Genomic DNA, 25,353 nt, shown 5'->3' with positions numbered 1-25,353 from the left:
TCGAAGATGGTCAAGCAGCTCAGCAACTCAACTCACTACATGAGCCGCCTGGTGGACAAGCTCCCATCCATGCTGGCCTACTGGGACCGTGACCTGCGTTGCCGCTTTGCCAATCAGGCTTACTCCCGGTGGTTTGGCGTGGACCCCAAAGCCTTATTGGGCACATCGATCCGCGATTTACTGGGCCCCCAGTTGTTTTTGCTGAACCAGCCCTACATCGAGGGCGCGCTGCGCGGTGAAGAGCAAACGTTCGAGCGCGTGGTACCTGGCCCCGATGGCGTCCACCGCCACAGCTTGGCCAATTATGTGCCGGACGAAGTTGACGGTGAAGTGATGGGCTTCATGGTGCAAGTCACCGAGATCACTCGCCTCAAAGAGGTGCAGACTGCTCTTCAATACAGCGAAAGGAGATTTCGTGCCTTGGCCGAATCGTTGCCACTGGGCGTGTACCACGCCAATGCCGCTGGTTCATTGACTTACGTCAACGTCCGCTGGCAGGAAATCCATGGCTTGAAGTCCATTGACTGCCTGGGCGATCGATGGCTTGACGCATTGCACCCGCAAGATCGCGATCGAACGATGCAGGCTTGGCAGGCCTTGGTGCAAACCGGTAGCGCACTCGACATCGAATTTCGCATCTTGAGGCCCGATGGGGCCTTGCGCCTGGTCCGATCCCAGGCACAAAGCATTCAAAACGACACCGGGCTGACCACGGGCTTTGTGGGTGCGATCGAGGATGTCACCGAACAGCGTTTGTCGGAGCAACGCCTGCGTGCCAGCGAAGCCTTTCTGGAAAGGACCGGACACCTGGCCAGCGTTGGCGGATGGGAGGTCAATTTGCTCAACCATGAAGTGACTTGGTCAGAGCAAACCCGAAAGATCCACGAGGTGGAGCCTGCCTACCGACCCAATGTGAATGACGGCATCAACTTTTATGCGCCCGAGGTGCGCCCATTGGTGGAGCGGGTTGTGCATCGATGCATTGAGCTTGGCGAGCCCTGGGACCTTGAGTTGCCATTCATCACCGCCAAAGGCCGTCATCTATGGGTGCGGACATTCGGTGAAGTCGAGTTCGACGATGGCGTGCCCGTGCGGCTGACCGGCGCGTTTCAAGACATCACCAATCACCGCCAGCAAAGCCTTGATCTACAACGCGAGCAGGCCTTGCGCGCCCAAAGCGAAAGTCATGCGAAGGAACTGGACAAGCTGCTGCAGGAGCGCGGTGAGATGCTGGATGTACTGGCCCACGAAGTCAGGCAACCCCTCAACAATGCCTCTGCCGCCCTGCAAAGTGCGGCACAGGCTCTCTCCGAGATGGGTGAGGAACTCGCCTCAAAGGGCTTGAAACGCGCTCAAAACGTGATGGGCAAAGTGCTGGCGAGCATCGACAACACCCTCGCTGTGGCCTCTTTGCTGGCACGCCCCGAACCCATTCAACTCATGGACACCGACATTGATGTGGTGCTGGCCGTCGCCATCGCCGACATGTCCGCGGATCAGCACACGCGGGTCCGCATCGAGCGGCACACCAGCACCCGAACGGCCTCGATGGACATGAGCTTGATGCGGCTGGCCTTGCGCAACCTGCTGTCCAACGCCTTGCGGCACAGTCCGCCGGAATTCGAGGTGGTGATCCGCGTGGAGGACCTCGACGAACCGCCGGCACTGGTGATCGAGGTGGTTGACGCAGGCAAGGGCATCAACCCCGACCTGGCTCCCTTCCTTTTTCAACGGGGCGCTTCAAGCACCTCACAAGGCTTGGGACTGGGCCTGTACATTGTTCGCAGGGTCATGGAACTGCATGGCGGCCATGTCGAACTGGCCCGCAACACCCAAACAGGGGTCACCATGCGCCTTGTGATCAAGCAATGAGCAACTCATTGAGCTTGAACATGCTCATGGTGTCGACCAATCGACTCGCCTGCTGGCTCAGACTGTCTGCGGCGGCAGCACTTTCTTCCACCAAGGCGGCATTTTGCTGCGTGACCTGGTCAAGCTGCCCCACTGCGTCGCTGACCTGGTTGATGCCCTGGGACTGCTCGTGCGTGGCCGCACTCATCTCACCAATCAGTTCATTCACGCGTTTGACCTGCTCCACGATTTCGCTCATGGATTGGCCGGCCTCACCCACCAAATCGCTGCCGGCAACCACCTTCTCGACGCTGTCGGTGATCAAGCCTTTGATTTCCTTGGCTGCAGCCGCTGAACGCTGCGCCAGACTTCGGACTTCGCTGGCCACCACGGCGAAACCTCGGCCTTGCTCTCCGGCCCGAGCCGCTTCGACAGCCGCATTCAGGGCCAGGATGTTGGTCTGGAAGGCAATGCCATCGATCACGCCAATGATGTCCACGACCTTTTTGCTGGACGCGGAGATGTCGTTCATCGTGTCGACCACCCTCCCGACCACCAGTCCACCCTGAACCGCCGCGGCGCTGGCTGCACCGGCCAGTTCAGTGGCCTGACGGGCGGTCTCCGCATTGGTCTTCACGGTCGCGGTCAGTTGTTCCATGGATGCCGCGGTCTGCTGGAGATTGCTGGCTTGCTCTTCAGTTCGCTGACTCAAATCGGCATTGCCCGTCGCAATTTCGGCAGCACCCGTTGCGATGGAGTCGGAGGCCTGCCGCACCTGACTGACCACCTCGGACAAGCGCCCTTGCATGGCAGCCAGGCAAACGAACACGCTGCCAGCCGGAGCATTTGCAGCGCCATTGATTTCGAACAAGTCGCCCGAGGCCACTTGTTGGGCGGCGGCACCCAACTCGGCGGGTTCCGCCCCCAAGGCTCGGGTAATGCTGCGCCCGATAACGACGCCAGCCAAGGAGGCTGAGATGAAAGCGACGGCGCAAGCGACCATCAAGATGTGACGTTGGGTGGCGTACTCCTGCGCGGCCAAGGCCGTCATCTCGGCGGCGCGGCCCTCTGTGTACTCTTGGTAGTCACTGGATGCCTTCACCAATGCCGCCAGCAAAGGGCGGCATTCATCGTTCATCTTGACAATGGCATCTTCTTTTTTTCCATGGAGAGCCAGATCGACAATGGCCAGGGCGACGGGGCCGTAGGCACCCTCGATCCGGCTGATTTCTGAAATAAGGCTGCGAGCCTTATCAGAAACATCTGGCATCTCGGCCATCTTGTTCAACTGAGCCAAGGCGCGCTGAGCGTCCTCATGCGCCTTGTTTACCCGGATTTTCTCCGCATCAAGGTCGGAGGACTTGGTGACCAAGACCAGGTTTCTGGCGGCGATGGCGCGTCGGTCAATGGCCCCAGCCAAGTTCGCGGCTGTATTGGCCCGCGCACTGACGCCATTCACATAGTGCGTGAAGCGATGATCAGCATCACTGAGTCCCTTCAAGGACAAGATGGTGACCAATAGCACCAGCGCGGCCAGTCCCCCAAACGCCCAGCTCAGCTTGGCACGAACCGTCATATTGCTGAAATTCATAACTGCTTTCATTCAGGTTGTTCATCGCACCGAACCAACGGCTAGTTCGCATGCCCATCATTTATCGAATCAAATAATCATTTATGATTTTTTTAATACGATTTAATGAATTTACGGGCATTTATTCGCGCATGTCCGGTTTGATGGGTGCAAAAAAGCCACCATTTCAGGACATGCCGGGGAGCATTGCGATGGCCGCCAACGGGGCGGCCGCTGTTCAGACCGCTTGAAGCGATGCCTTGAACAGGTAGCCGACTCTTGACTTCGAATGGAGGGGCACGGTCATTGGCGTGGCCTTTTCGATGCGTCGGCGCAATCGGTAAATGGTGGCATTCAAACCATCGACTGCGTCAGCCTCCTGCGTCCAACCCAGTCGTTGACGAAGGATTTCACGGTTGACTGGTTCTCCGTTGGCATTCACGAAGCACTCCATCACCGCCAGGTCAGCTTCGCTGAGATCCACCCTGGCCCCATCGGGTGCGACCAGTTGCTTGAGTCGCCGGTCCAACTGCCAAGGTTGACCCGCCATGACAGAGACACCGCCACGACGCTGAACCGCCTTGATGGCCAGCGCCACTTGTTCAAACTTCACGGGTTTGACCAAGTACATGTCTGCCCCCGCACTGATCACGATGTCGAAAACATCAGGGGCCAATCGACCCGACACCACCACCACCCCCGCCTGTGATCGCAAACGGAGCACTTTGAGCAAGTCCTCACCTGCGATGCCGGGCAGCATCAAGTCCACAACGTAGAAATCGTAATCGTATGGGGAGGTATGCACCAGCCACTGGTTGCTGTCGGAGAACACGTCCACCTTGATCCCCAAACCTTCCAGGTACTGCGATAAAAACTCGGAGTACTCCGTGTCGTCGTCGATCAAGGCAAGTGTTCTCGGGAGCATAGGAGAGCTGGGTAAAAAGCTGATTTGTTGAATGACAAGTTCCAGCATAAATGATGAAGGCCACAGGTGCGGCAGGCGGCACCCAAACCGGTGCGAATGCGCTGGCATCAAGATTGCATGAACACTCACACAGAGAAACGATGTCGTCAGTCGTTGACTCGAAAGGGTGGCTAGGGTTCCGGTTTGGTGCAAATCAAATGTCTGGTCCAAGAGCCATCGGCCTGAGTTGGCACATTCACCAACGCAGGCTCCACGGCGGGACAAAAGCCCGGGAGATTCGCTTCGATTGCTGAAGTGTTCTCTCGTCACGTCTTTGTCCCAGCCTTGGAGCCAACCATGCGCCGTGTTTTGCCCTCACTCAAGCGTTCAGTGCTCAGCGCCTTGGTTGCGGTCGCCGCGATCAAGGCGCTGACAGCACCCTTGCCCAACACCTCGGCGCCCAGCCTGTGGGCCATCCGCCAGGCCATCCCTTCGTCTATCTACTGGGCGCTGGCCTGCGTCGGCCTGATCGTTCCGCTGCTGCTGTGGGCCGTGCTGGCCGCCATGGGCACGTTGGACCCGGTCTTCCTCCCTGGGCCTTCGCTGGTGCTTGAACGCACCAAAGCCTGGTGGGCCGATGGGCTGGTGGGCGACATGGGCATCAGCGTGATGCGCGTGGTGGTGGGCTGGGCCTTGTCGGCGCTGATCGCGATCCCGCTGGGCTTGTTCATCGGCACCTGGCGCTCAGTGCAGGCTTTGCTGGAGCCCTTGATGGACTTCGTGCGCTACATGCCCGCCGTGGCCTTCGTGCCGCTGGTGATGGTGTGGGTGGGCATTGATGAGGGCGCCAAGATCGCCATCATCTTCATTGGCACCTTCTTCCAGATGGTGCTGATGGTGGCCGAGGACGTGCGCCGCGTGCCGCTGCCGCAGATCGAGGCCGCGCAGACCATGGGCGCCACGCGAATCGAGATTCTGGAGAAGGTGATCGTGCCTTCGGTGAAGCCCGCACTGCTGGACACCTTGCGCATCACCATGGGCTGGGCCTGGACCTACCTGGTGGTGGCCGAACTGGTGGCCGCCAACTCGGGCCTGGGCTACGCCATCTTGAAGGCCCAGCGCTTTCTGCAGACCGACAAGATCTTTGCCGGCATCTTGCTGATCGGCTTGATCGGCCTGCTGATCGACCAGATGTTCCGCCTCGCGCACCGCAAGGCTTTCCCGTGGCTGCACGTCCGAGGTTAAGACCATGAGCACCTTCCCGCCGCCCTTGTCCGTGGGCATCGAATGCCAGGGCCTTTTCAAAACCTACCCGGGCGCCAAGGGCCCGGCGCTGCAGGACATCAACCTGCACATCACGCCCAACGAGTTCGTGACCCTGGTGGGTGCGTCAGGCTGCGGCAAGTCCACGCTCTTGCGCACCATTGCCGGGCTGGAAACGCACAGCCAAGGCGCCGTGCGCGTGAGCGGCCAGCCCATCCATGGGCCGGGGCCCGACCGCGCCATGGTCTTCCAGCATTACAGCCTCTACCCGTGGCTCACGGTGCAGGACAACATCAAATTCTGCCGGCAATTGAAGACCCACACCGACGGCCGCACCAGCAATGACGTGGAGAACGCCGCCGGCCGCGCCGATGCGCTGCTTCGCTTGATGGGCCTGACGCACGTGGCCAAGTCCTACCCCAGCGAGTTGTCGGGGGGCATGCAGCAGCGCGTGGCCATTGCGCGGGCGCTGATGAGCAAGCCGCCGATCATCCTGATGGACGAACCCTTTGGCGCTCTGGACGCGCAAACGCGCGAGGTCATGCACGACCTGATCATGCACGTGCACAAGCTCGAGCGCACCACCATCGTCTTTGTCACACACGACGTGGAAGAGGCCATGTACCTGGGCCACCGCGTGGTGCTGATGGCACCGCGGCCGGGCCGCATCGACTCGATCCACTCGGTCCCGCTGCCTTTGATCCGCGAGCAGGCCATGAAGCTGTCGCCCGAGTTCTTGCAGCTCAAGCGCCTGCTGCTGGACCGCATCCGCGAGACCTCGGGCATGAAGACCGACTTCGAACTGCTGGACCAGTTGTGCAAGTCGGCCCAGGACGTGGCCTCGGGCGCGTCCTCACATTGACTCAGACGTTGATTCAGGAAGAAGGAGCCTTGAGCATGGAAAGCTTCACCGAGATCCCCCGCAATCCCAGCGTGGCCGACCCCGTGGATGTGCCCGCGCTGTGGAAGCGCTTCGCACCCGATCTGGACGAATCCAAAGTGATGTGGTCCGAGATCGTGCCCGGCGGCGGCCATTGGTCTTACGTGATGCCGCGCGGCAGCAGCCTGCGCATGGTGGCACTGGAAGACGGCGCCAACCTCAGCATGGTGCTGTATTCAGCCCGTGAAAAATTGGAGCGTTACAACATGCCCGATTCGCTCAAGGCGCAGCACACCGCGCACTACACGCGCGGCCACGTGCTGATGAGCGACATGGGGCGATCACTGGCCAGCATCACGCTGGACACCGTGGGCTGGCACGACCCCATGGGCGGCCTGCTGGATGCCGAGCGATTGAAGCAGCAGTATGGCGAGCGCAGCTTCGACACGCACCGCAACGCCATGTACCGCAGCGGCAAAGATGGCCTGTTGATCGAGATCGGCAAGCACGGCCTGAGCCGCCGCGACCTGATCGCGCCGGTCAACTTCTTCAGCAAGGTCAGCGTCGATGAAGAGGGCCGCTTCCAGTTCGCACCAAGCCACGCCAAGGCTGGCGGCGCCGTGCAACTGCGCTTTGACATGGACACCTTGATCGCCTTCTCGACCGCGCCGCACCCGCTGGATCCATCGAAGGCCTACGCGCCCAAGAAGATCGGCCTGGCCGCCTGGCGCAGCGGCCCCGCCTTCAAGGACGACTTCTGCCGCACCTTCCGCCCCGAGTGCGCCCGCGCCATCCACAACGCCGACATGCTGTACCTCTGAGCTGAAGGACGCCACACCATGACCGCCATCCGCCTCCAGGAAAGCGCCTTGCAAGCCGAGCGCGCCGTGCTGAACCACAAGCTGCCCTCGGGTGAGCCTTACCTGCTGGAGATCAAGCAAGGCCAGACCTTGCGCATCGTCGACCTGGAAGGCAACCAGGCCGTCGACGTGATCTTCTACAACGCGCAAGACCCGGCCGAGCACTACAGCGCCACCGACACCATGCTGTCGCAAGGCGGCATCTACCTGACCACCGGCACGGTGCTGATGAGCAGCGAAGCGCGCCCCATGCTCACCATCGTGGCCGACACCTGCGGCCGCCATGACACGCTGGGCGGTGCCTGTGCGGCCGAGAGCAACACCGTGCGCTACGCCTTGCAGAAGAAGTTCATGCACAGCTGCCGCGACAACTACCTGATCGCGCTTCAGCACGCCGACATCGGCCTGGGCAAACGCGACCTGGTGCCCAACGTCAACTTCTTCATGAACGTGCCGGTGACACCGGATGGCGGCTTGAAGTTCGAAGACGGCGTGTCGGGCCCCGGCAAGTACGTGGAATTGCACGCCGAGATGGACATCCTGATGCTGGTGTCCAACTGCCCGCAGCTCAACAACCCCTGCAACGCCTACAACCCCACCCCCGCGCAATTCCTGATCTGGGACTGAGACCCACACCATGTTCGACACCGTCCTGATCGCCAACCGCGGCGCCATCGCCTGCCGCATCATCCGCACCCTGCGCAAGATGGGCTTGCGCTCCGTCGCCGTGTACTCCGAGGCCGACGCCGACGCGCGCCACGTGGCCATGGCCGATGCCAGCGTGTGCATCGGCCCCGCGCCTGCCGCGCAGAGCTATCTGGATGTGGACCGCATCCTCGCCGCTGCGCGTGCCACCGGCGCGGGCGCCATCCACCCAGGCTACGGCTTCCTGTCGGAGAACCCCGGCTTCGCCGACGCCTGCGAGCAAGCGGGCATCGCCTTCATCGGCCCCACCGGCGGGCAGATGCGCGCCTTTGGTTTGAAGCACACCGCGCGCGAACTGGCGCAGCAACACGATGTGCCCCTGTTGCCCGGCAGTGATCTGCTGAACGATGCGGCCGATGCACGGGTGCAAGCCGAGCGCATTGGCTACCCGGTGATGCTGAAGAGCACGGCTGGCGGCGGTGGCATCGGCATGCGCCTGGTGCGCAACCAGGCCGAGCTGGATGCGGCCTATGAAGCCGTCGAACGCCTGGCCCGGTCCAACTTCAAGGATGCTGGCTTGTTCCTGGAGAAGTTCGTCGAACACGCACGCCACATCGAAGTGCAGCTGTTCGGGGATGGACGCGGCCACGTGGTGGCTCTGGGTGAGCGTGATTGCTCGGCCCAACGCCGCAACCAGAAAGTCATTGAAGAAACGCCCGCGCCCCACTTGAAGCCCGCGACGCGCGATGCGCTATTGAAAGCCGCTGTGCGCCTGGGCCAGGCCGTCAACTACCGCTCCGCCGGCACGGTGGAATACGTGCTCGACGCCGACACCGGGACCTTCTACTTCCTCGAAGTCAACACGCGCCTGCAAGTGGAGCATGGCGTGACCGAGCAGGTCACCGGCGTTGATCTGGTCGAATGGATGGTGGGCCTGGCGCGCGGCGATCAACTCAACTTGCAGGCGCCCGAACCCAAAGGCGCCTCGATCCAGGTTCGCCTTTACGCCGAAGACCCCTCACGCAACTTCCAGCCCAGCGCGGGCGTGCTGACCGAAGTGGTCTTCCCCACCGATGTGCGCGTGGACACCTGGGTCGACACCGGCACCGACGTGCCTCCGCACTACGACCCGATGATCGGCAAACTGATCGTCACCGCCGACACGCGCGAGCAGGCCGTCGCCAAGTTGCAGCGAGCCTTGGCCAACACCCGCCTGGCGGGCATCGAGACCAACCTGCGCTACCTGCGCGCCGTCACTGCGTCCAGCGTCTTCGCTCAGGGCCAGGTCATCACCAAGACCCTCTCGCAACTCGCCTGGCACCCGCATGCGTTTGAAGTGCTGGAACCCGGCGTGCAGACCACCGTGCAAGACTGGCCCGGCCGCCAAGGCCATTGGGACGTGGGCGTGCCGCCCTCCGGCCCGATGGACGACCTGCACCTGCGCCTGGCCAATCAACTGGTCGGCAACCAACCCCATGCTGCCGCTTTGGAGTGCACGCTGTCCGGCCCCACGCTGCGATTTCATGACGACCTGGTGATCGCGCTCAGCGGCGCGCCGATGACCGCGACGCTGGATGGCATCGCCCTGCCCTTGAACCAGGCCATGTCCGTTCAGACCGGCCAAACGCTCAAGCTCGGTGCCGTGCCCCCAGGCCTGCCCGGTACCCGCAGCTACCTGGCCGTGCAAGGCGGCCTGGACGTGCCTTTGTACTTGGGCAGCCGCAGCACCTTCACCCTGGGCCAGTTCGGCGGCCACGCTGGCCGCACCTTGCGCACCGGCGATCTGCTGCACGTCTGGCCCTCCGAGGCCCAAGCCCCGACCCCACGCCAAGGCCCCGTTCCCGCACTGGCCCGGCAATGGGACATCGGCGTGCTCTACGGCCCGCACGGCGCGCCTGACTTCTTCACGCTGGACGACATCGCCACCTTCTTCGCCACCGACTGGCAGGTGCACTACAACTCCAGCCGCACCGGCGTGCGCCTCATCGGCCCCAAACCCCACTGGGCGCGCACCGATGGTGGCGAGGCGGGCCTGCACCCCTCCAACATCCACGACAACGCCTATGCCATCGGCGCCATCGACTTCACCGGCGACATGCCCGTCATCCTTGGCCCCGATGGCCCCAGCCTGGGTGGTTTCGTCTGCCCGGCTGTGGTCGTGGCCGCAGAGCGCTGGAAGCTGGGCCAGCTCAAGCCCGGCGACACCATCCGCTTCCAGGCCTTGAGCGCCAAGCAAGCCCAAACTTTGCTCGAGGCGCAAGAAGCCTGGCTGGCTGGCACCGGCCCGTTGCCAGCCTTGCCCCAAGGCGTGCCACCTGATGAGGTCGCCAGCACCCTGTCGCCCATCATCCACCAACGCGCCGCCCAAACCACCCCGCAGGGCGAACAACCCGCCCTGTGCATCCGCCAGGCCGGGGACCGCTACCTGCTGATCGAGTTCGGCCCCCTGGTGCTGGACCTCACCCTGCGCTTCCGCGTGCACGCGCTGATGGCCTGGCTGCAAGCGCGCCGCGACGCGGGCGAGTTGCCCGGCATCATCGACATGACGCCCGGCATCCGATCACTGCAGGTCCACTTCGATCCGTGTGTGCTGCCACGCGTTGAACTGCTCAGTGCCTTGAAGCAGGCCGACGAACAACTCGGCAGCACCGATGACATCGTCGTGCCAACGCGCACCGTCTGGCTGCCCTTGTCGTGGGACGACAGCGCCACCAAACTCGCCATCGAGAAGTACATGCAATCGGTGCGAGCAGACGCGCCCTGGTGCCCCAGCAACATCGAGTTCATCCGCCGCATCAACGGCCTGGACAGCATCGACGACGTCAAGCGCATCGTCTTCGACACCAGCTACCTCGTCATGGGCCTGGGCGACGTGTACCTGGGCGCCCCCGTGGCCACGCCGCTGGACCCGCGCCACCGCCTCGTCACCACCAAGTACAACCCCGCACGCACCTGGACGCCCGAGAACGCCGTGGGCATCGGCGGCGCCTACATGTGCGTCTACGGCATGGAAGGCCCTGGCGGCTACCAGTTCGTGGGCCGCACCATCCAGATGTGGAACCGCTGGCGCGACGAACGCAGCGGCGCCATGGACTTCGAAGCCGGCAAGCCATGGCTGCTGCGCTTCTTCGACCAGATCCGCTTCTACCCCGTGGGCGAAGAAGCGCTGCTGCAATTGCGCCGCGACTTCCCCGCCGGTCGCTTCAAGCTCAAGATCGAGCATGGCCAATTCAGCCTGGCCGGCTACCAACGCTTCCTGGCCGACGAGGCGCCCAGCATCACCGCCTTCAAATCGCGGCAGCAAGCAGCCTTCGATGCCGAGCGCGAACGCTGGAAGGCCAGCGGCCAGGATGGCAGCCTGAGCGAACTCGATGTCAACACGTCTGCGGACGAGCAAGCCCTGCCCCCAGGCGCGCGCGCGGTGGCCAGCCCGGTGCCGGGCAGCGTCTGGAAGGTGCTGGTGGCCGAAGGCACCAAAGTGCTGGAAGGCCAGACCCTGGCCGTGGTCGAATCCATGAAAATGGAGTTCCCTGTGCTGGCCCCTTGTGATGGCACCGTGCTGCAAGTGCGCTGCAGGGAAGGCGGCGGCGTCACGGCCGGGCAGGATGTCGTGGTGATGGCCTGAATCGAGGCGGCGTGCGACACTGCGCGGTTGTTTTCGATCCCAGGGGCACCCGCCCCGCGTCTGCCTGCCATGTCCACGCCCACTCCATCCCCAGCCAAAGCCCCGCACGTCATCGTCATCGGGGGTGGCCCGGCTGGCCTGATGGCCGCTGAAACCCTGGCGGCAGGGGGCGCGCAAGTTGACGTGTACGACGCCATGCCCTCGGTAGGCCGCAAATTCCTGCTGGCCGGCAAAGGCGGCCTCAACCTCACGCACGCCGAACCCCTCGACTATTTCCTGGGCCGCTACGCCGAGCGCCGCGAAGCCCTCACCCCGCTGATCAACGACTTCAACCCGCAAGCCCTGCGCGATTGGGCCCAGGCCCTGGGCATCGAGACCTTCGTGGGCACGTCCAACCGCGTCTTCCCCAAGGACCTGAAGGCCGCGCCCTTGTTGCGCGCCTGGCTGCACCGCCTTCGTGAAGCCGGCGTGCGCTTCCACATGCGCCACCGTTGGCAAGGCTGGGCTGATGACGGCTCGCTGCTGTTCACCTCACCGCAAGGCGAAGTGCGCCAAAGCGCCGACGCCACTGTGCTCGCGCTGGGCGGTGCCAGCTGGGCCCGGCTGGGCTCCGATGGCGCCTGGGTGCCCTGGCTGCAAGCGCGCGGTGCCGAGATCGCCCCGCTCAAGCCGTCCAACTGCGGTTTCGACGTGGCCCCCACCGCCCCCGGCCGCACCGGCTGGAGCGAGCACCTGCGCGACCGCTTTGCCGGCCACCCCATCAAGCCCGTGGCGATGAGCTTCACCGATGCCCAAGCCCAAACGCACCGCCAGCAAGGCGAGTTCGTGCTCACCTTCAGCGGCATCGAAGGCAGCTTGGTCTACACCTTCTCGGCCCGCATCCGCGATGCGATTGAAACCCAGGGCTCGGCCACCGTCCACCTGGACCTGCTGCCCTCGCACACGCCCGAGCAAGTGCTGACCGAGACCAAGCGCCCACGCGGCACGCGCAGCCTGTCCACGCACCTGAAAAGCTGCCTGGGCATCCAGGGCGTGAAGATGGCGTGGCTGCACGAAGTGCTGACACCCGCACAACTGGCCGATCCGGTGCAACTGGCACAACTGCTCAAGGCCCTGCCAGTCACCTTGGCTGCGGCACGCCCCATCGACGAAGCCATCAGCACCGCGGGCGGCGTGCGCTTCGAATCACTGACCACTCAGCAAATGTTGCCGTCCATTCCTGGCGTGTTCTGCGCTGGCGAGATGCTGGACTGGGAGGCGCCCACAGGTGGCTACCTGCTCACGGCCAGCATGGCCACTGGCAAAGCCGCGGGCCAAGGCGTGCTCGACTGGTGGGGCCAGCAACCCGCGGCGGCCCGTTAACATTTGTGATCTTTTTTAACTTTTAGAAAACAAGCCAGGCAAGCCCTTTCCGAAAATCGGAGTTAAAAATCTCGTCCATTAAATCAAGGGATGAGAGGGTTGGTGATGTCTGAAGAACGGATGCTGGAGCATGCACGACCTGAATTCGCACAGGCGTGGCAAGACCTCCAATCAAACACCGTGCGAGAGGCCGTGGTCAGGTTCTACGCTCGGCATGACGCCCGCGTGAACACCGCCATCCAAGCCGCACCTCAGGCATTGGCCTGCGACAAGGGTTGCAGCCACTGCTGCCGGCAGTTTGATGTCGTGGCGCTGCCCGTTGAGGTTTTCGAAATCCACGCTCACGTGTTCCGGCATTTCAAACCCGACCAGCTGCGCGACACAATCCAAAGGGTGATCAAGTACGTGGCCAAGCGCAAAGGCGTGAGCGAAGAAACGCGGCTGTCCTTGCGTGATGCCTGCCCTTTCCTGGTCGACAACAGCTGCTCGATCTACCCGGTGCGCCCATCCGTGTGCCGCAACTACCACGCGACCGACAAGACCAATTGCGAGAAGTCCTTGAACGAGCCGCTCAGCACCTGGCCCACCACCTACATCGATGATGTTTTCTTCACCGCCATGGGCAGCTCAGCGGGCTTCAGGAACGCGGTCGCCGAAATGGGCCTGGACACGAAGGAATATCACCTCTCCGCGGCCTTCCTGGAAACCGTGCAGAACCCCAATTGCGTGAAGCGTTTCAAGAGCGGCAAGAACGCCTTCGTCAAGGCCACCCACACCCAGTTCAACCAATCCTCAGGCGGAGCATCACGCGCCGCTTGAAATGGCTTCCTGCAGGCCCACGCGGGCCTCGCCGAACATCAGCCAATCGCGCACACCCGCCACGCAATGCCCTTCGCGGATCAGCTTGAAGTAATAGCTGCCATCGGCCGTGTCGCCATACAGGCAGGCGCCAATCAACTTGTTGTCGCGCAGCACCAATTTTTTATAGACACCGCCAAACGGGTCCGACAAGAGGATTTCTTCCGTGCCTTCCCCGCCCATGAAATCACCCGCCGAGAACAGATCGATGCCCGTGACCTTGAGCTTGGTGGACACCTGCGAGCCCAGGTAACGCCCGATGCCGTGCATGGCCAGGTGGTTGGCGCACACCTTGCCTTGGTCAAACAAAGGGGCGACCAGGCCGTAAGCGATGCCCCGGTGTGCTGCGCACTCGCCCACGGAGTACACGCGTGGGTCGGTCACCGTCTGCATGGTGTCGTTGACGACGATGCCGCGGTTGCAGTGCAGGCCGATCTTCTCGGCCAACTGAGTATTGGGCCGAACACCCGCAGCCATGACCACCAGGTCGGCCAGCACCTCGGTGCCATCCTTGAACTTGACCGATTGCACGCGCCCGTCGGCATTGCCCACCAGCTCTTGCGTCTGCGCGCCAATCATGAACTTCAAGCCGCGCTCTTCCAGCGATTTCTGCAGCAGCTTGGCGGCCACATCGTCCAGCTGGCGTTCCATCAGCCAAGGCGCGATGTGCACCACCGTCACGCTCATGCCGCGCAGCATCAGTCCATTGGCCGCTTCCAAGCCCAACAGGCCGCCGCCGATCACCACGGCGTGCTGGTGCGTGGCGGCCGTCTCGATCATTGTGTTCGTGTCGGCAATGTCGCGGTAGGCAATCACGCCCTTCAGGTCGTTACCCGGCACGGGAAGGATGAAGGGGTTGGAGCCCGTGGCGATCAGCAATCGGTCGTACTCGGCCTCGGTGCCGTCTTCGGCCGTCACCAGGCGCTTCTTTCGATTGATGCTGGTGACCTTCTTGTTCAGGTGCAGCGTGATCCCGTGCTCGGCATACCAGGCCAGCGAGTTGAGGATGATCTCATCCACTGTCTGCTCGCCGGCCAACACAGGCGACAACATGATGCGGTTGTAGTTGGGATGCGGCTCGGCGCCGAACACCGTGATCTCGTACAGATCAGGGGCCACCTTGAGCAGCTCTTCCAGAGTGCGGACACCCGCCATGCCGTTGCCCACCATCACCAACTTCATCTTCTTCATGGACGCGCTCCTTCGCTTCCTGGATCAGTCCGCGCGGCGCAAGCCAGCAGGTGTCGGCTGTTGCTGCGGCGATGCCGGGGCTGCCGGATGGGCATGCACACGGGCGCGGCCACCCTTTTCAGCCCAGGTGCGCGTCCAGCGAACCTGCATGATGCGCATCACCACCAGCATGATCAGCGCCAGCACCGCGAACAGCACGAAGCCCCACAGATAGGTGCCCAGGTACTGCTTGGACAGGCCCATGGCATTGGGCACCAGGCCACCGCCCAAGGCCCCGATCTCACCAATCATCGAACCGGCCACCGCCGTGCTCAAAGGCCAGCGCAAAGGCACGAGTTGGAACAGGGCACCATTGCCCGCGCCCAGCGCTGCAAAGCAGGTGATCAGCAGCAGCGTCGTCATGATCAAGGACGATGAAGACAGCCCCACCAAGGTCAAGGTGACCGCGACGACTGTCAACACAATGGTCAAGGTGTTCAAGCCGCCCCAGTGGTCCGAGATCCAGCCACCCAGAACACGCACAAAGGCACCCATGAAGGCCGCCAGCATCGTCAGCTGGCCAGCTTGCACCTTGCTGACGCCGAACTGGTCGTAGTAGTAAGTGGGCAGGAAGGTGATCAGGCCGATGAAGCCGCCAAAGGTCACGCCGTAGATCAGGCTGAAGACCCAGCCGTCCTTTTCAAACAGGCAGGCAATGTGCTCGCGAAAACCAGCGTGTTTGTCCACGTCGGGTGGCTCTTTGGCGAACACCACCATCACGATCATGGGCACCAAGATCGCGGCCGCGGCCACGCCATACACGGCCTGCCAACCCAGCCACTGAGCCAGGGGCGGCGCCACCAGCACCGACACCGCCGTGCCCACATTGCCAGCGCCCACCAGGCCCATGGCCAGCCCCTTGTGCTGAGGAGGGAACGAGCCCGAGCCGAGCGACAAGGCCACGCCAAAGCTCGCGCCCGCGATGCCCAGCAGCACGCCCATCTTCAACAGGTCGTTGAACTCGTTCACCATGAACACGCCGTACAGCATGGCCAGCGCGATCATGCCCATCTCGACCAGCGTGGCGTTCTTGCGCCCGATGTACTGCGACAAAAGCCCCAGCGGAAAGCGCATGACCGCGCCCGCGATGATGGGGATGGACAACATCAGACCCTTCTGGGCCGGCGTCAGGTTGAAGGTCTCGCTGATGAAAGGCGCCATGGCGCCGTTGAGCACCCAGATGCAACACGAGAACGAGAAGTACAGGAAGGCCGCGAACAAGGTCGGGCTGTGGCCGCTTCTTAGAAATGTTCTGAAATTGGACATGGCAGTGGTGCGGTGCCGCAAGGGCACCTGAAAAGGCAGGAGAAAATGGAATAGCCCGCTGACCAGATTTGGCCCGGGCGATGGATGCTTGAAGTGGGCTGCCAAAGCGGCAGGTTTCAAGCTTTGCTGCGGTGCTTCGTTGCACCACGGGCAATTCCATGCAATATGCGCGCCAAGGTGCTGTGGCACCCCAGAATGTCAACTTTTCAGACCCTTCACGGAACATCCACCATGTGGTTTTCACTGCGAAAGCGCCGCCCATGACCCTCACCCTGTTGGTGATGTCACCGCCCAGTCACGCCCCGACGCCAACGCATGCCCTGCTTCAAGAAGGCTCGCTTGGCCCTGCGTGGACCGTGGTGGAGGGCGGTGATTGCCACCATCTGGTGCACCAATTCAATGCGCACGCACCGAATCAGGTCGTGCTTTTGGGGCCAGCGGTGGCCGTGGCCGAATCGCTCAGCACCTGGAACGGCGCTCCGCCCTGCGCGGTGACCTGGCTCGCGGCCAACCCTAGCCCGGATGAACTGAGCCAACTGCTTGACCTGGGCCTGACCGGCTGGTGGCCCGACGCCGGCCTGTCTGCCGCAAGCTTGGCCACGGGATTGGCCCTGGATGGCCAACGCTGGCAACGCCACGCCACACTCGCGCAAGCCCTGGATCAGGTGCAGGGCCAGTTGAGCGACCGCAAATACCTGGACCGCGCCAAAGGCTTGTTGGCGCAAGCCCGTGGGCTCGACGAAGACGAGGCCTTCAAACTGCTCCGGGGCGCCGCCATGCACGCCAAGTTGAAGATCGGTGATGTGTCCCGCTCAGTGATCGAGGCGGCCGCCTGGGCCGAGGCCCTGAACCGCGCCGGCCAATTGCGCATGCTGTCGCAGCGCCTGGTCAAATTGGCGGCACAGCGCCTGGCGGGCGTAGACGCGCACCGCGCCCGCAAACTGCAGGACGACTCCGAGCAGCGCGCCCAAGCCAATCTGGATTTCTTGTCCGCCCTGCCGCAACTGGGGGCCCAGGGCCAAGCCTTGCCCGAAGCCGTGGCCCGAACGCACGCCGCCTGGTCCATCTTGCAAGCCACCTTGGCGCAGCGCAAATCGGCCGCCGTGCTGAAACAAGCCGATGACAAGGCCGACGCGTTGTTGATGCAGGCCGAAGCCTTGGTCAGCGAGCTTGAAACCGCCTCGGGTCGGCGTGCCTTGAAGGTCGTCAACCTGTGCGGCCGCCAACGCATGCTCGCGCAGCGCCTGGCCAAAGACGCCCTGCTGGCCGAGATGCTGGACGACGGCGCCCGCCGTGAAGGGTTCGCCCAGCTGAAATCCGAGTTCGAAACCGCTTTGCTGGAGCTGGAAATGGCCCCCCTGTCCAGCCCGGAGATCCGCGCGGCCCTCAAGGCCGCCCGCGAAGAATGGACCCGGTTGTTGTCGGGCCTGCGCTTTCTGGACAACTCAGAAAGCCGCCTGGCCATCAGCCGGGCCAGCGAGGTGCTGCTGGAGGTGTTTGAAGGCCTGACCGCGCTTTATGAACGCAGCCTGCAGGTCATCATGTCGTGAGCACGGGCCGCCGAACCAAAACTGGTCGGGGTGAGAGGATTCGAACCTCCGGTCTCTACGTCCCGAACGTAGCGCTTTACCAGACTAAGCTACACCCCGATTTGACTTCCCGAAAGCGGTGTCGATCAAGACGATCGGTGCACCGAATCAGCCGACAATTGTAGCAGCGCGTCCCTGTAGACCGACCCCGGCAAAGCCACCAGACAGCCCTCGGCCAGACGTGCCTGCTCCTCGGCCGCCTCGCGCGTAGCCTGCAGCGCCCCCGTGGTTTTGACGATGTCCACGATCTGCGCCATGCGCTCCACTTCACCGTGGATGATGGCGTTGCGGATCAACTCCCGCTGCTCAGGTGTGCCACGCTGCATGGCCACCAGCAAGGGCAAAGTGGGCTTGCCTTCGCGCAGGTCGTCGCCGATGTTCTTGCCCAATTCGGCGGTGCTGCCTTCATAGTCCAGCAGATCATCGATCAGCTGGAAAGCGGTGCCTAAGGTGCGCCCATACGAAGCACAGACCTCTTCCACCTCAGGTGTCGCGTCCACGATCACTGCGCCCAGGCGGGCACTGGCCTCGAACAGCTTGGCCGTCTTGTACTCGATCACCTTCAGGTAATCGTCCACCGAGATGTCGGGGTCGTGCATGTTCATCAACTGCAGCACCTCGCCCTCGGCGATCACATTGGTCGCGTCGGCCAGCACTTCCATCACGCGCAGGCGGTTGGTGGTGACCATCATCTGAAAAGCGCGCGAGTACAGAAAATCACCCACCAGCACGCTGGCCGCGTTGCCGAACATGGCGTTGGCCGTCTGGCGGCCGCGCCGCAGGTTCGACTCGTCCACCACGTCGTCGTGCAACAGCGTGGCCGTGTGGATGAACTCCACCACCGCCGCCAGCTCATGGCGCTGCGAGGAGTTGTTGCCCAGGGCCCGCGCGATCAGCAACAACAACATGGGGCGGACGCGTTTGCCACCCGCGTTCACGATGTAGTTGGAGATCTGGTTGACCAGCGCCACCTTGGACGACAGCCGCTGGTGGATGACCTGGTCCACCTCGGCCATGTCAGGAGCCATCAGGCTGCGGTAGTTCACGGTGGGGGTGGAAGTGGCTGACACGCTGGACAAGGTTGGAGTGCGGTAATCAGGTGATTATAGGAACCCCCTTCGCCAGGGCAGCAACAGCGCGACAATGCCCATTCAGGAGCCCCACGATGACCACCATTGAAGACACCGCTGTGACAAACCCACCGCTGCCCCGAGCTGGCCTGTCGGTGGCCATCATTGGCGCCGGCCCGGCAGGCTTGGCCTTGGCTCTGCAGGCCGCCCAGGCCCTGCCCCAGGCCCGCATCACCGTGTTCGACGCGCGCGCTGCGGACAAGGATGTGTCGGGCGATCCGCGTACCCTGGCCCTGTCTCTGGGCAGTGTGCAGGAGCTGGAACGCATGGGCGTGTGGCCTGCCATCCAGGCCTGCCAGCAAGTGGCGCCCATCCGGGCCGTGCACGTGTCCCAACAGCAACCCACCGTGCTGTGGCCGGGCCGCGATCAACCGGCCGTCACCATCAGCGCGGCCGAGCAGGGCGTGCCCCAACTCGGCGCTGTGGTCAGCTACGGCACCCTGGTGGCGCCCATGCAGGCCGCCTGGGCCCAGGCCACCGGCCGCGAACCTCATCGCCTGTTGATGCGGTTTGGCACCCCGGTCAAGGGGCTCAAGCCCGTGCCAGGCGGCGTCGAGGTCGATGCCGAAATCGCTGAATCCTTCGACCTGGCCGTGGTGGCTGAAGGCGGCGTGTTCGCCGACCAGCCCAGCTTGCAGTGGCCCCAAGGCGTCAGCCGCGACTACGTCCAGACCGCCTGGGTGGGCCAGGTATTGCTGAACGAAGACAGCGAAGCGGGGGTGGCGTATGAACGTTTCACGCCATCCGGCCCCGCCGCCTTGCTACCCCTGACCGATGGCGCCGTGGTGCCCGGTGGGCCCAGCGGCCGGCGTGCCGCCTTGGTGTGGTGTGTGCAGCGCGACGACGATCCCGTGCGTGACCTGACCGATGCCCAGCGGCTGGTGGTGCTGAACACGATTTTTCATGAACGCGTGGGCACGATTCACCAGGTGTCTGCCTTGAAGGCCTTCCCGCTGGGGCTGAACGCTCACCGCACGCTGGTGAACGATGGCGCGGTGGTGCGCATTGGCAACGCGGCGCAAACACTGCACCCGGTGGCCGGGCAAGGTTTGAACCTGGGCCTGCGCGATGTGCACGAACTGCTGTCGGCGATCAAAGGTGCCAGCGTGGCAGGGAACGTGGATGTGGCCGCCGCCCTGCGGCACTTTCAGCGCCGCCGTCAGCCCGACCGCTGGGCCCTGATCGCTGGCACGGATTTCTTGGCCCGCAGCTTCACGTGGCCCGCGCCCATTTTGGCAACCGCCCGCGGCATGGGGTTGGGCGCCATGCAGTTGCTGGGCCCTTTGAAACACCGGCTGGCCCGAACCATGATGTTCGGCCTGCGCTGAATCAAATCAACGGTTCAGGGCCACCATGGTGGATGCGAACTGCGCATTCACCTGAGAGGCCTCCACGTTGGACTGCAGGCCGTAAACCGCCCAGGCGGTCATGGCGGCAAACAAGGTGTTTTGCAGCAGCTTCTTGCGCATGGGTCTCTCCTCTGATTTGGCGGGCCGCCCTCGTGCAGCGGGACGACCTCATCTTAGGAAGGATGATTCTCCTTCCAAGGACGTAACAAAACCCCCTTAAGGGGGTAGTTCAAGGTTCATCCTGTTCAAAGTCCGCATCGCAGCCTTGGCCGGCGGCGATCACCCGGCGCGCCCAACGCAGCCAGAGGCGCCGCAAAGGGCCCCAACTCATCCAGCGTCCGGCCAAAAAACGGTCGGGGTCCACCAAGAGGCCACAGCGGTAGGCCGAGGCGTCGTCCGACCAGACCAGCGCGTCGCAAGCCCCGTGTCGGCGCCGACTGATCAGCATGCCCACTGGGCACGGCTCGACCAGGCAGCACACGCCGCAACCATTGCAGGGCGCGCCCACGGCGGGCTTGGGCGGCGCCTCTGGGTGAATATGGATGACTTGGTGGTGCATGAATGGCCGGGGTTTGCGACAATCTTGCCTTATGAACACCGCGCAGACCACCTCCCCCTCCGCCAACCAGCCGGTTGACCAGTACATGACCGCCGTGGGCCAGGCTGCTCGCGCTGCCGCCACCCTGATGGCCGCAGCGTCCACCGCCGCCCGCAACAACGCGCTGCTGGCGCTGGGCCGGCTGATCCGCGAACAGGCCGCATCCCTCAAAACGGACAACGTCCAGGACGTGTCCAAGGCCCAGGCCAATGGCCTGAGCGAGCCCATGGTCGACCGCCTGCGCCTGACCGACAAGGTCATCGAGACCATGGCGCAAAGCTGCGAACAGGTCGCCGCCCTGCCCGACCCGGTGGGCGAGATGACCAACCTGCGACAGCGCCCCACCGGCATCACCGTGGGCCAGATGCGTGTGCCCATCGGCGTGTTCGGCATGATTTTCGAGAGCCGCCCCAACGTGACCATCGAGGCCGCCTCGCTGGCCATCAAGAGTGGCAACGCCTGTGTACTGCGGGGCGGCTCCGAAGCCATCCACTCCAACCTGGCATTGTGGAAGCTGGTGCAAGACGCCCTGGTCGAGGCCGGCCTGCCCGCCACGGGCGTGCAATTGGTGCAGACCACCGACCGCGCCGCCGTGGGCCAGCTCATCACCATGCCGCAGTATGTGGACGTGATCATCCCGCGCGGCGGCAAGGGCCTGATCGAGCGCATCAGCGCGGAGGCCAAGGTGCCCGTCATCAAGCACCTCGATGGCAACTGCCACACCTATGTCGATGCCGAGGTCGACCTGGCCATGGCCGTGAAGGTGACCGACAACGCCAAGACACAGAAGTACAGCCCCTGCAATGCCACCGAATCGCTGCTGGTGCATGCCAAGCAGGCCACTGCCTTCTTGCCCTTGATCGGCCAGGTCTTCGCCGACAAGGGCGTGGAGATGCGCGCCGATACCCGCGCCAAGGCCATCCTGGCCGACGTGCCCGGCGCGAAGGTGGTCGACGCCACCGAGCAGGACTGGTACGAGGAATACCTGGCGCCAGTGATCGCGGTGAAAGTGGTCGATTCGCTGGACGAGGCCATCGCGCACATCAACCGCTACGGTTCGCACCACACCGATGCCATCCTGACCACCAACCACCCCAACGGCATGCGCTTCATCCGCCAGGTGGATTCGGCCAGCGTGATGATCAACGCGTCCACGCGCTTCGCCGACGGCTTCGAGTTCGGCCTGGGCGCCGAGATCGGCATCAGCACGGACAAGTTCCACGCGCGCGGCCCCGTGGGCCTGGAAGGCCTGACGTCCTTGAAATACGTGGTGTTGGGCCAGGGCGAAGTGCGCTCTTGATCACCCTGCATGCTTGATCTGACACCAGCCAACGTCGGCCTGATGTTGCTGGCGTCAGGCGCCGCCGGGCTGGTGGACGCGATCGTGGGTGGAGGGGGTCTGATCATGGTGCCCTCTTTGTTCGGCTTGTTCCCGCAAGCCTTGCCCGCGACCTTGCTGGGTACCAACAAGGCCGCGTCCGTCTGGGGCACGGCGTGGGCGGCCTGGCGGTTTTCCAAGCAAGTGAGCTTGCCGTGGTCGCGCCTGCTGGGCGCCATCGTGGCCGCCCTCATCGGGGCGGTGCTGGGCGCCTGGCTGGCCACCCGGGTGCCGGCCTCGCAGTTCAGGGTCGCGCTGCCTGTGGTGCTGTCGCTGGTGTGGGCCTACACGCTGTGGCGCAAAGACTTGGGCCGCCACCACACGCCGCACTGGCCTGCCCGCACCGAGAACCTGCTGGCCACCCTGCTGGGCGCCACGGTGGGGTTCTACGATGGCCTGTTTGGTCCTGGCACCGGCAGCTTCTTTGTCTTCGCGCTGGTGCGCGGCCTGGGGTGGGATTTCTTGCACGCCAGCGCGGGCGCCAAACGCCTGAACTTCGCCACCAATGTGGCCGCACTGGCCTGGTTCATCCCCCACGGGCATGTGGACTGGGCCTTGGCCTTGCCGATGGCGGTGACCAATGTGGCAGGCAGCAGCCTGGGCACCCGCCTGGCACTGCGCCATGGCACGGGCTTCGTGCGCATGGTGTTCCTGGTGGTGGTCGGCGCCTTGATCCTCAAGACGGCGTGGGATGCCTGGGGCGCTTTACTTTGACGCTGGGCCGCTGTAGTTCATCCAGCCAACGGTCTTGGCATTGAGGCTCTGGATGAAGAGCTTGCCGTCCAACTCGGTGGCCGCGGTGGTTTCAGGGTAGGCACCACTCGGGTCCTGCAAATCATCCACGACCTTGCCAGACTCATCAAAGGCCACGATGTGGCCGTAGGCCTTGGGCACCGGCCACAAAAAGCGCGGCAGGCGCAAGGTCAAGGTGCGGATGATGGGGTGCTCGGCCGCGAAGTCGATCACCGGGCTGCGGGGCTTGGTCAAACCCACCCACAGGCGGCCCTGCTCACCGGCCACCAAGTTGTCGGGGAAGCCCGGCAGGTTGTCCACCAGCACGGTGGCCGCGCCCTGGGTGAGGGCATTGGCCAATGTCGGTGTGTTCATCATGCCCTGGGTGGCACGCGTCAACGACAGCTTGGCCAGGTCGATCTTGAGGATGCGGTAGGTGCCGGTCTCCGACAAGTACATGGTCTTGCCATCTTTTGAAAACGCCAAGCCATTGGGGAAGCACAAGCCCGACAAGGCCACCCGCGACTTCAAGGACACCGGGTCTGCGGCAATGAGCCGGCCGGTGCAACTGTGCTCAAGGATGTCCAGCACGCTGGCTTCCAGGGTGCTTTTCCACTCGACCACGCCAAAGCGGCGGCTGGCATCGGTCAGCCACAGGGTGCCATCGGCACCCACCTTCACGGCATCGGGATAGCGAAGGGGGTCGCCCACCACCGGGTCATCCACCTTGGTGAGCAAGGTGTCGACCTTGGCGCTGGCGCCGCTGCCTTCAATGCGCAACAGGCCCTTGACCCCATCGGCCACCAGCACACGACCCTGCGCGTCGACGTCGACACCCAAGGGCCGTCCGCCCGTGTTGGCCAGCACCTGGCGGGTTTTGCCATCCGGGCTGAACTTGAGCACATCGCCATTGAACAGGCCGGTGTACAACCAGCCGTGGTGGGCGGCGATGTGTTCCGGGCCCGTCTGGCCGGCTCCCAAGGTGATTTGCTGCAACCCGGCCAGCTTCTGGTTGGGAGCATGAGGGCCCACATAACCCAGGTCAGCTGGGGCTTTCCAGGCCACCGGATCTGCCGGAACAGGCCAGAACGCCAGGTAGGCCACCAGGGCCGCCACCGGGGTGGCCCAAGAGGCCAGCCAACTGAAGCGGCCACGTTGCGGCCCGCGACTTGATGGGATCACACTCACTTGCGAACTCCAGCCACCCCATCAACAGAGGCTATTGATTTTATTGAATCGATTGAATATACAAAACAAGCCGAGACCGCGATGATGAGAACAATTCTCAACGGAGCGCCATCATGGCCAAAACCGCCACTTTTGGATTGATGCACATCGGCACCTCATTCACCGTGACCTATGCAATCACCGGCAGCATGAGCGTGGCCGGGATCGTGACCTTTGTCGAACCGCTGGTCAACACGGTGATGCACTACTTTTTCGACAAATACTGGGACCGGGTCCCAGCCTGGGTTCACTTCTCGACGAAAGCGCGCTCGATCACGTAGTCGCCCGGCTCGCCTTGCGAAGGCGAGATGTGGAAGCCCCGGGCGTCCAGGATCTTGCACAGATCGGTCAACATGGAGGGGCTGCCGCACATCATGGCGCGGTCGGTGGCGGGGTTCAGTGGTGGCAGGCCGATGTCGGCGGCCATTTTGCCGTTCTCGATCAGGTCGGTCAGGCGGCCTTGGTTGCGGAACTCTTCACGCGTCACCAAGGGGTAGTAAATCAGCTTGTCGCGCACCAGGTCGCCCAGCAACTCGTGGTCGGGCAGGTCGTCCTTGATGAAGTCGTGGTAAGCCAGCTCGCTCTTGTAGCGAACGCCGTGCACCAGCACCACCTTGTCGAACTTCTCGTAGGTGTATGGATCCTGGATGATGCTCATGAAAGGCGCCAGGCCGGTGCCGGTGCCGAACAGGTACAGGTTCATGGCGGGCTTGAGGTCGTCGACCACCAGCGTGCCCACGGCCTTACGGCTGACCAGCAGCTTGTCGCCCACCTTCAAGTGCTGCAAGCGCGAGGTCAAGGGGCCGTCCTGCACCTTGATGCTCAAGAATTCGAGGTGTTCTTCGTAGTTGGCGCTGGCCACGCTGTAGGCGCGCATCAAGGGCTTGCCGTTGACTTCCAGGCCAATCATCACAAAATGACCGCTGGCAAAACGCAAGGCGGGATCGCGCGTGGTCCGAAACGAGAACAGCGTGTCGTTCCAGTGGTTGACGTGGGTAACAGTTTCTGTGTTGAAAGCGGCCATGACCAGGTTCCT

21 protein-coding genes, 1 tRNA gene, 1 pseudogene and 1 riboswitch are annotated in these 25,353 nt (G+C 63.4%); of the genes and pseudogenes, 13 read left to right on the top strand and 10 right to left on the bottom strand.

The window, feature by feature from the left end:
• Positions 1-6: 6 nt before the first annotated feature.
• Positions 7-1,872 carry a PAS domain-containing protein gene (locus tag LQ232_RS12630; RefSeq protein WP_230180657.1) on the top strand — a complete coding sequence of 622 codons (1,866 nt, stop codon included), beginning with the start codon at positions 7-9 and terminating at the stop codon, positions 1,870-1,872.
• Here the strand turns inward: LQ232_RS12630 and LQ232_RS23610 are convergent.
• Both LQ232_RS23610 and LQ232_RS12615 read right to left on the bottom strand, forming a co-directional pair.
• The gene (locus LQ232_RS23610; protein WP_305878676.1) at positions 1,862-3,442 is read right to left on the bottom strand and encodes a methyl-accepting chemotaxis protein; all 1,581 of its coding nucleotides are present in this window, start codon (positions 3,440-3,442) and stop codon (positions 1,862-1,864) included. The two genes, LQ232_RS12630 and LQ232_RS23610, sit on opposite strands and share 11 nt — an antisense overlap.
• 217 nt (positions 3,443-3,659) lie before the next feature.
• Positions 3,660-4,394 carry a response regulator transcription factor gene (locus tag LQ232_RS12615; protein WP_230180656.1) on the bottom strand — a complete coding sequence of 245 codons (735 nt, stop codon included), beginning with the start codon at positions 4,392-4,394 and terminating at the stop codon, positions 3,660-3,662.
• 111 nt (positions 4,395-4,505) lie between these two features.
• A riboswitch (guanidine-I (ykkC/yxkD leader) is annotated at positions 4,506-4,623 on the top strand.
• 59 nt (positions 4,624-4,682) lie between these two features.
• On the opposite strand from LQ232_RS12615, the gene LQ232_RS12610 reads away from it, so the two are divergent.
• The 7 genes from LQ232_RS12610 (at position 4,683) to LQ232_RS12580 (ending at position 13,779) form a co-directional block, all read left to right on the top strand.
• The gene (locus LQ232_RS12610) at positions 4,683-5,570 is read left to right on the top strand and encodes an ABC transporter permease (RefSeq protein ID WP_230180655.1); all 888 of its coding nucleotides are present in this window, start codon (positions 4,683-4,685) and stop codon (positions 5,568-5,570) included.
• Positions 5,571-5,574: 4 nt separating this feature from the next.
• Complete coding sequence (locus tag LQ232_RS12605; protein ID WP_230180654.1) at positions 5,575-6,450, top strand: ABC transporter ATP-binding protein; 876 nt, start codon at positions 5,575-5,577, stop codon at positions 6,448-6,450.
• A 140-nt stretch (positions 6,451-6,590) separates the two neighbouring features.
• Positions 6,591-7,289, top strand: coding sequence for an urea amidolyase associated protein UAAP1 (locus LQ232_RS12600; RefSeq protein WP_371820225.1), 699 nt, complete (start codon positions 6,591-6,593; stop codon positions 7,287-7,289).
• Between the two features lie 18 nt (positions 7,290-7,307).
• Positions 7,308-7,955, top strand: coding sequence for an urea amidolyase associated protein UAAP2 (locus tag LQ232_RS12595; protein WP_230180652.1), 648 nt, complete (start codon positions 7,308-7,310; stop codon positions 7,953-7,955).
• A gap of 10 nt (positions 7,956-7,965) precedes the next feature.
• On the top strand, positions 7,966-11,598 hold the full coding sequence (gene uca, locus LQ232_RS12590; protein ID WP_230180651.1) for an urea carboxylase: 3,633 nt from the start codon (positions 7,966-7,968) through the stop codon (positions 11,596-11,598).
• A gap of 69 nt (positions 11,599-11,667) precedes the next feature.
• Positions 11,668-12,960, top strand: coding sequence for a TIGR03862 family flavoprotein (locus tag LQ232_RS12585; RefSeq protein WP_230180650.1), 1,293 nt, complete (start codon positions 11,668-11,670; stop codon positions 12,958-12,960).
• A gap of 105 nt (positions 12,961-13,065) precedes the next feature.
• Positions 13,066-13,779, top strand: coding sequence for a YkgJ family cysteine cluster protein (locus tag LQ232_RS12580; RefSeq protein ID WP_230180649.1), 714 nt, complete (start codon positions 13,066-13,068; stop codon positions 13,777-13,779).
• Positions 13,780-13,794: 15 nt separating this feature from the next.
• Here LQ232_RS12580 and LQ232_RS12575 read toward each other — a convergent pair.
• Together LQ232_RS12575 and LQ232_RS12570 are read right to left on the bottom strand one after the other, a co-directional pair.
• Positions 13,795-15,009: pseudogene (locus LQ232_RS12575) on the bottom strand (NAD(P)/FAD-dependent oxidoreductase); the annotation flags it as partial.
• Between the two features lie 24 nt (positions 15,010-15,033).
• Entirely contained in the window at positions 15,034-16,314 is a 1,281-nt protein-coding gene (locus LQ232_RS12570; protein ID WP_230180648.1) for a nitrate/nitrite transporter, read from the bottom strand.
• 260 nt (positions 16,315-16,574) lie between these two features.
• Here LQ232_RS12570 and LQ232_RS12565 point away from each other — a divergent pair, with 260 nt between their 5' ends.
• A complete protein-coding gene (locus LQ232_RS12565) occupies positions 16,575-17,864 on the top strand; it encodes a type IV pili methyl-accepting chemotaxis transducer N-terminal domain-containing protein (RefSeq protein WP_230180647.1) in 1,290 nt (429 codons plus the stop codon).
• 22 nt (positions 17,865-17,886) lie between these two features.
• Here LQ232_RS12565 and LQ232_RS12560 read toward each other — a convergent pair.
• Together LQ232_RS12560 and ispB are read right to left on the bottom strand one after the other, a co-directional pair.
• Positions 17,887-17,963, bottom strand: a tRNA-Pro gene (locus LQ232_RS12560).
• 26 nt (positions 17,964-17,989) lie between these two features.
• Positions 17,990-18,931 carry an octaprenyl diphosphate synthase gene (gene ispB / locus LQ232_RS12555; protein ID WP_230180730.1) on the bottom strand — a complete coding sequence of 314 codons (942 nt, stop codon included), beginning with the start codon at positions 18,929-18,931 and terminating at the stop codon, positions 17,990-17,992.
• A gap of 137 nt (positions 18,932-19,068) precedes the next feature.
• On the opposite strand from ispB, the gene LQ232_RS12550 reads away from it, so the two are divergent.
• Complete coding sequence (locus tag LQ232_RS12550) at positions 19,069-20,361, top strand: FAD-dependent monooxygenase (RefSeq protein ID WP_230180646.1); 1,293 nt, start codon at positions 19,069-19,071, stop codon at positions 20,359-20,361.
• A gap of 6 nt (positions 20,362-20,367) precedes the next feature.
• On the opposite strand, the gene LQ232_RS23540 is transcribed toward LQ232_RS12550, so the two are convergent.
• Together LQ232_RS23540 and LQ232_RS12545 are read right to left on the bottom strand one after the other, a co-directional pair.
• Positions 20,368-20,502: a hypothetical protein gene (locus LQ232_RS23540; protein WP_256450041.1), complete on the bottom strand. Its 135-nt coding sequence runs from the start codon at positions 20,500-20,502 to the stop codon at positions 20,368-20,370.
• 109 nt (positions 20,503-20,611) lie between these two features.
• The gene (locus LQ232_RS12545; RefSeq protein WP_230180645.1) at positions 20,612-20,941 is read right to left on the bottom strand and encodes a hypothetical protein; all 330 of its coding nucleotides are present in this window, start codon (positions 20,939-20,941) and stop codon (positions 20,612-20,614) included.
• A 31-nt stretch (positions 20,942-20,972) separates the two neighbouring features.
• On the opposite strand from LQ232_RS12545, the gene LQ232_RS12540 reads away from it, so the two are divergent.
• Entirely contained in the window at positions 20,973-22,280 is a 1,308-nt protein-coding gene (locus LQ232_RS12540; protein ID WP_371820216.1) for a glutamate-5-semialdehyde dehydrogenase, read from the top strand.
• Between the two features lie 9 nt (positions 22,281-22,289).
• Entirely contained in the window at positions 22,290-23,072 is a 783-nt protein-coding gene (locus LQ232_RS12535; protein ID WP_230180644.1) for a TSUP family transporter, read from the top strand.
• Here the strand turns inward: LQ232_RS12535 and LQ232_RS12530 are convergent.
• Positions 23,064-24,278, bottom strand: coding sequence for an SMP-30/gluconolactonase/LRE family protein (locus LQ232_RS12530; RefSeq protein ID WP_230180643.1), 1,215 nt, complete (start codon positions 24,276-24,278; stop codon positions 23,064-23,066). The two genes, LQ232_RS12535 and LQ232_RS12530, sit on opposite strands and share 9 nt — an antisense overlap.
• 113 nt (positions 24,279-24,391) lie before the next feature.
• On the opposite strand from LQ232_RS12530, the gene LQ232_RS12525 reads away from it, so the two are divergent.
• A complete protein-coding gene (locus LQ232_RS12525; RefSeq protein WP_230180642.1) occupies positions 24,392-24,598 on the top strand; it encodes a DUF2061 domain-containing protein in 207 nt (68 codons plus the stop codon).
• On the opposite strand, the gene LQ232_RS12520 is transcribed toward LQ232_RS12525, so the two are convergent.
• Complete coding sequence (locus LQ232_RS12520) at positions 24,565-25,341, bottom strand: ferredoxin--NADP reductase (RefSeq protein ID WP_230180641.1); 777 nt, start codon at positions 25,339-25,341, stop codon at positions 24,565-24,567. The two genes, LQ232_RS12525 and LQ232_RS12520, sit on opposite strands and share 34 nt — an antisense overlap.
• Positions 25,342-25,353: the final 12 nt, after the last annotated feature.

Origin of the sequence: Aquabacterium sp. CECT 9606, assembly GCF_918741295.1 — a bacterium.
Classification (GTDB): Bacteria; Pseudomonadota; Gammaproteobacteria; order Burkholderiales; family Burkholderiaceae_C; genus Aquabacterium.
This window is presented reverse-complemented; position numbering and strand designations above follow the sequence as displayed.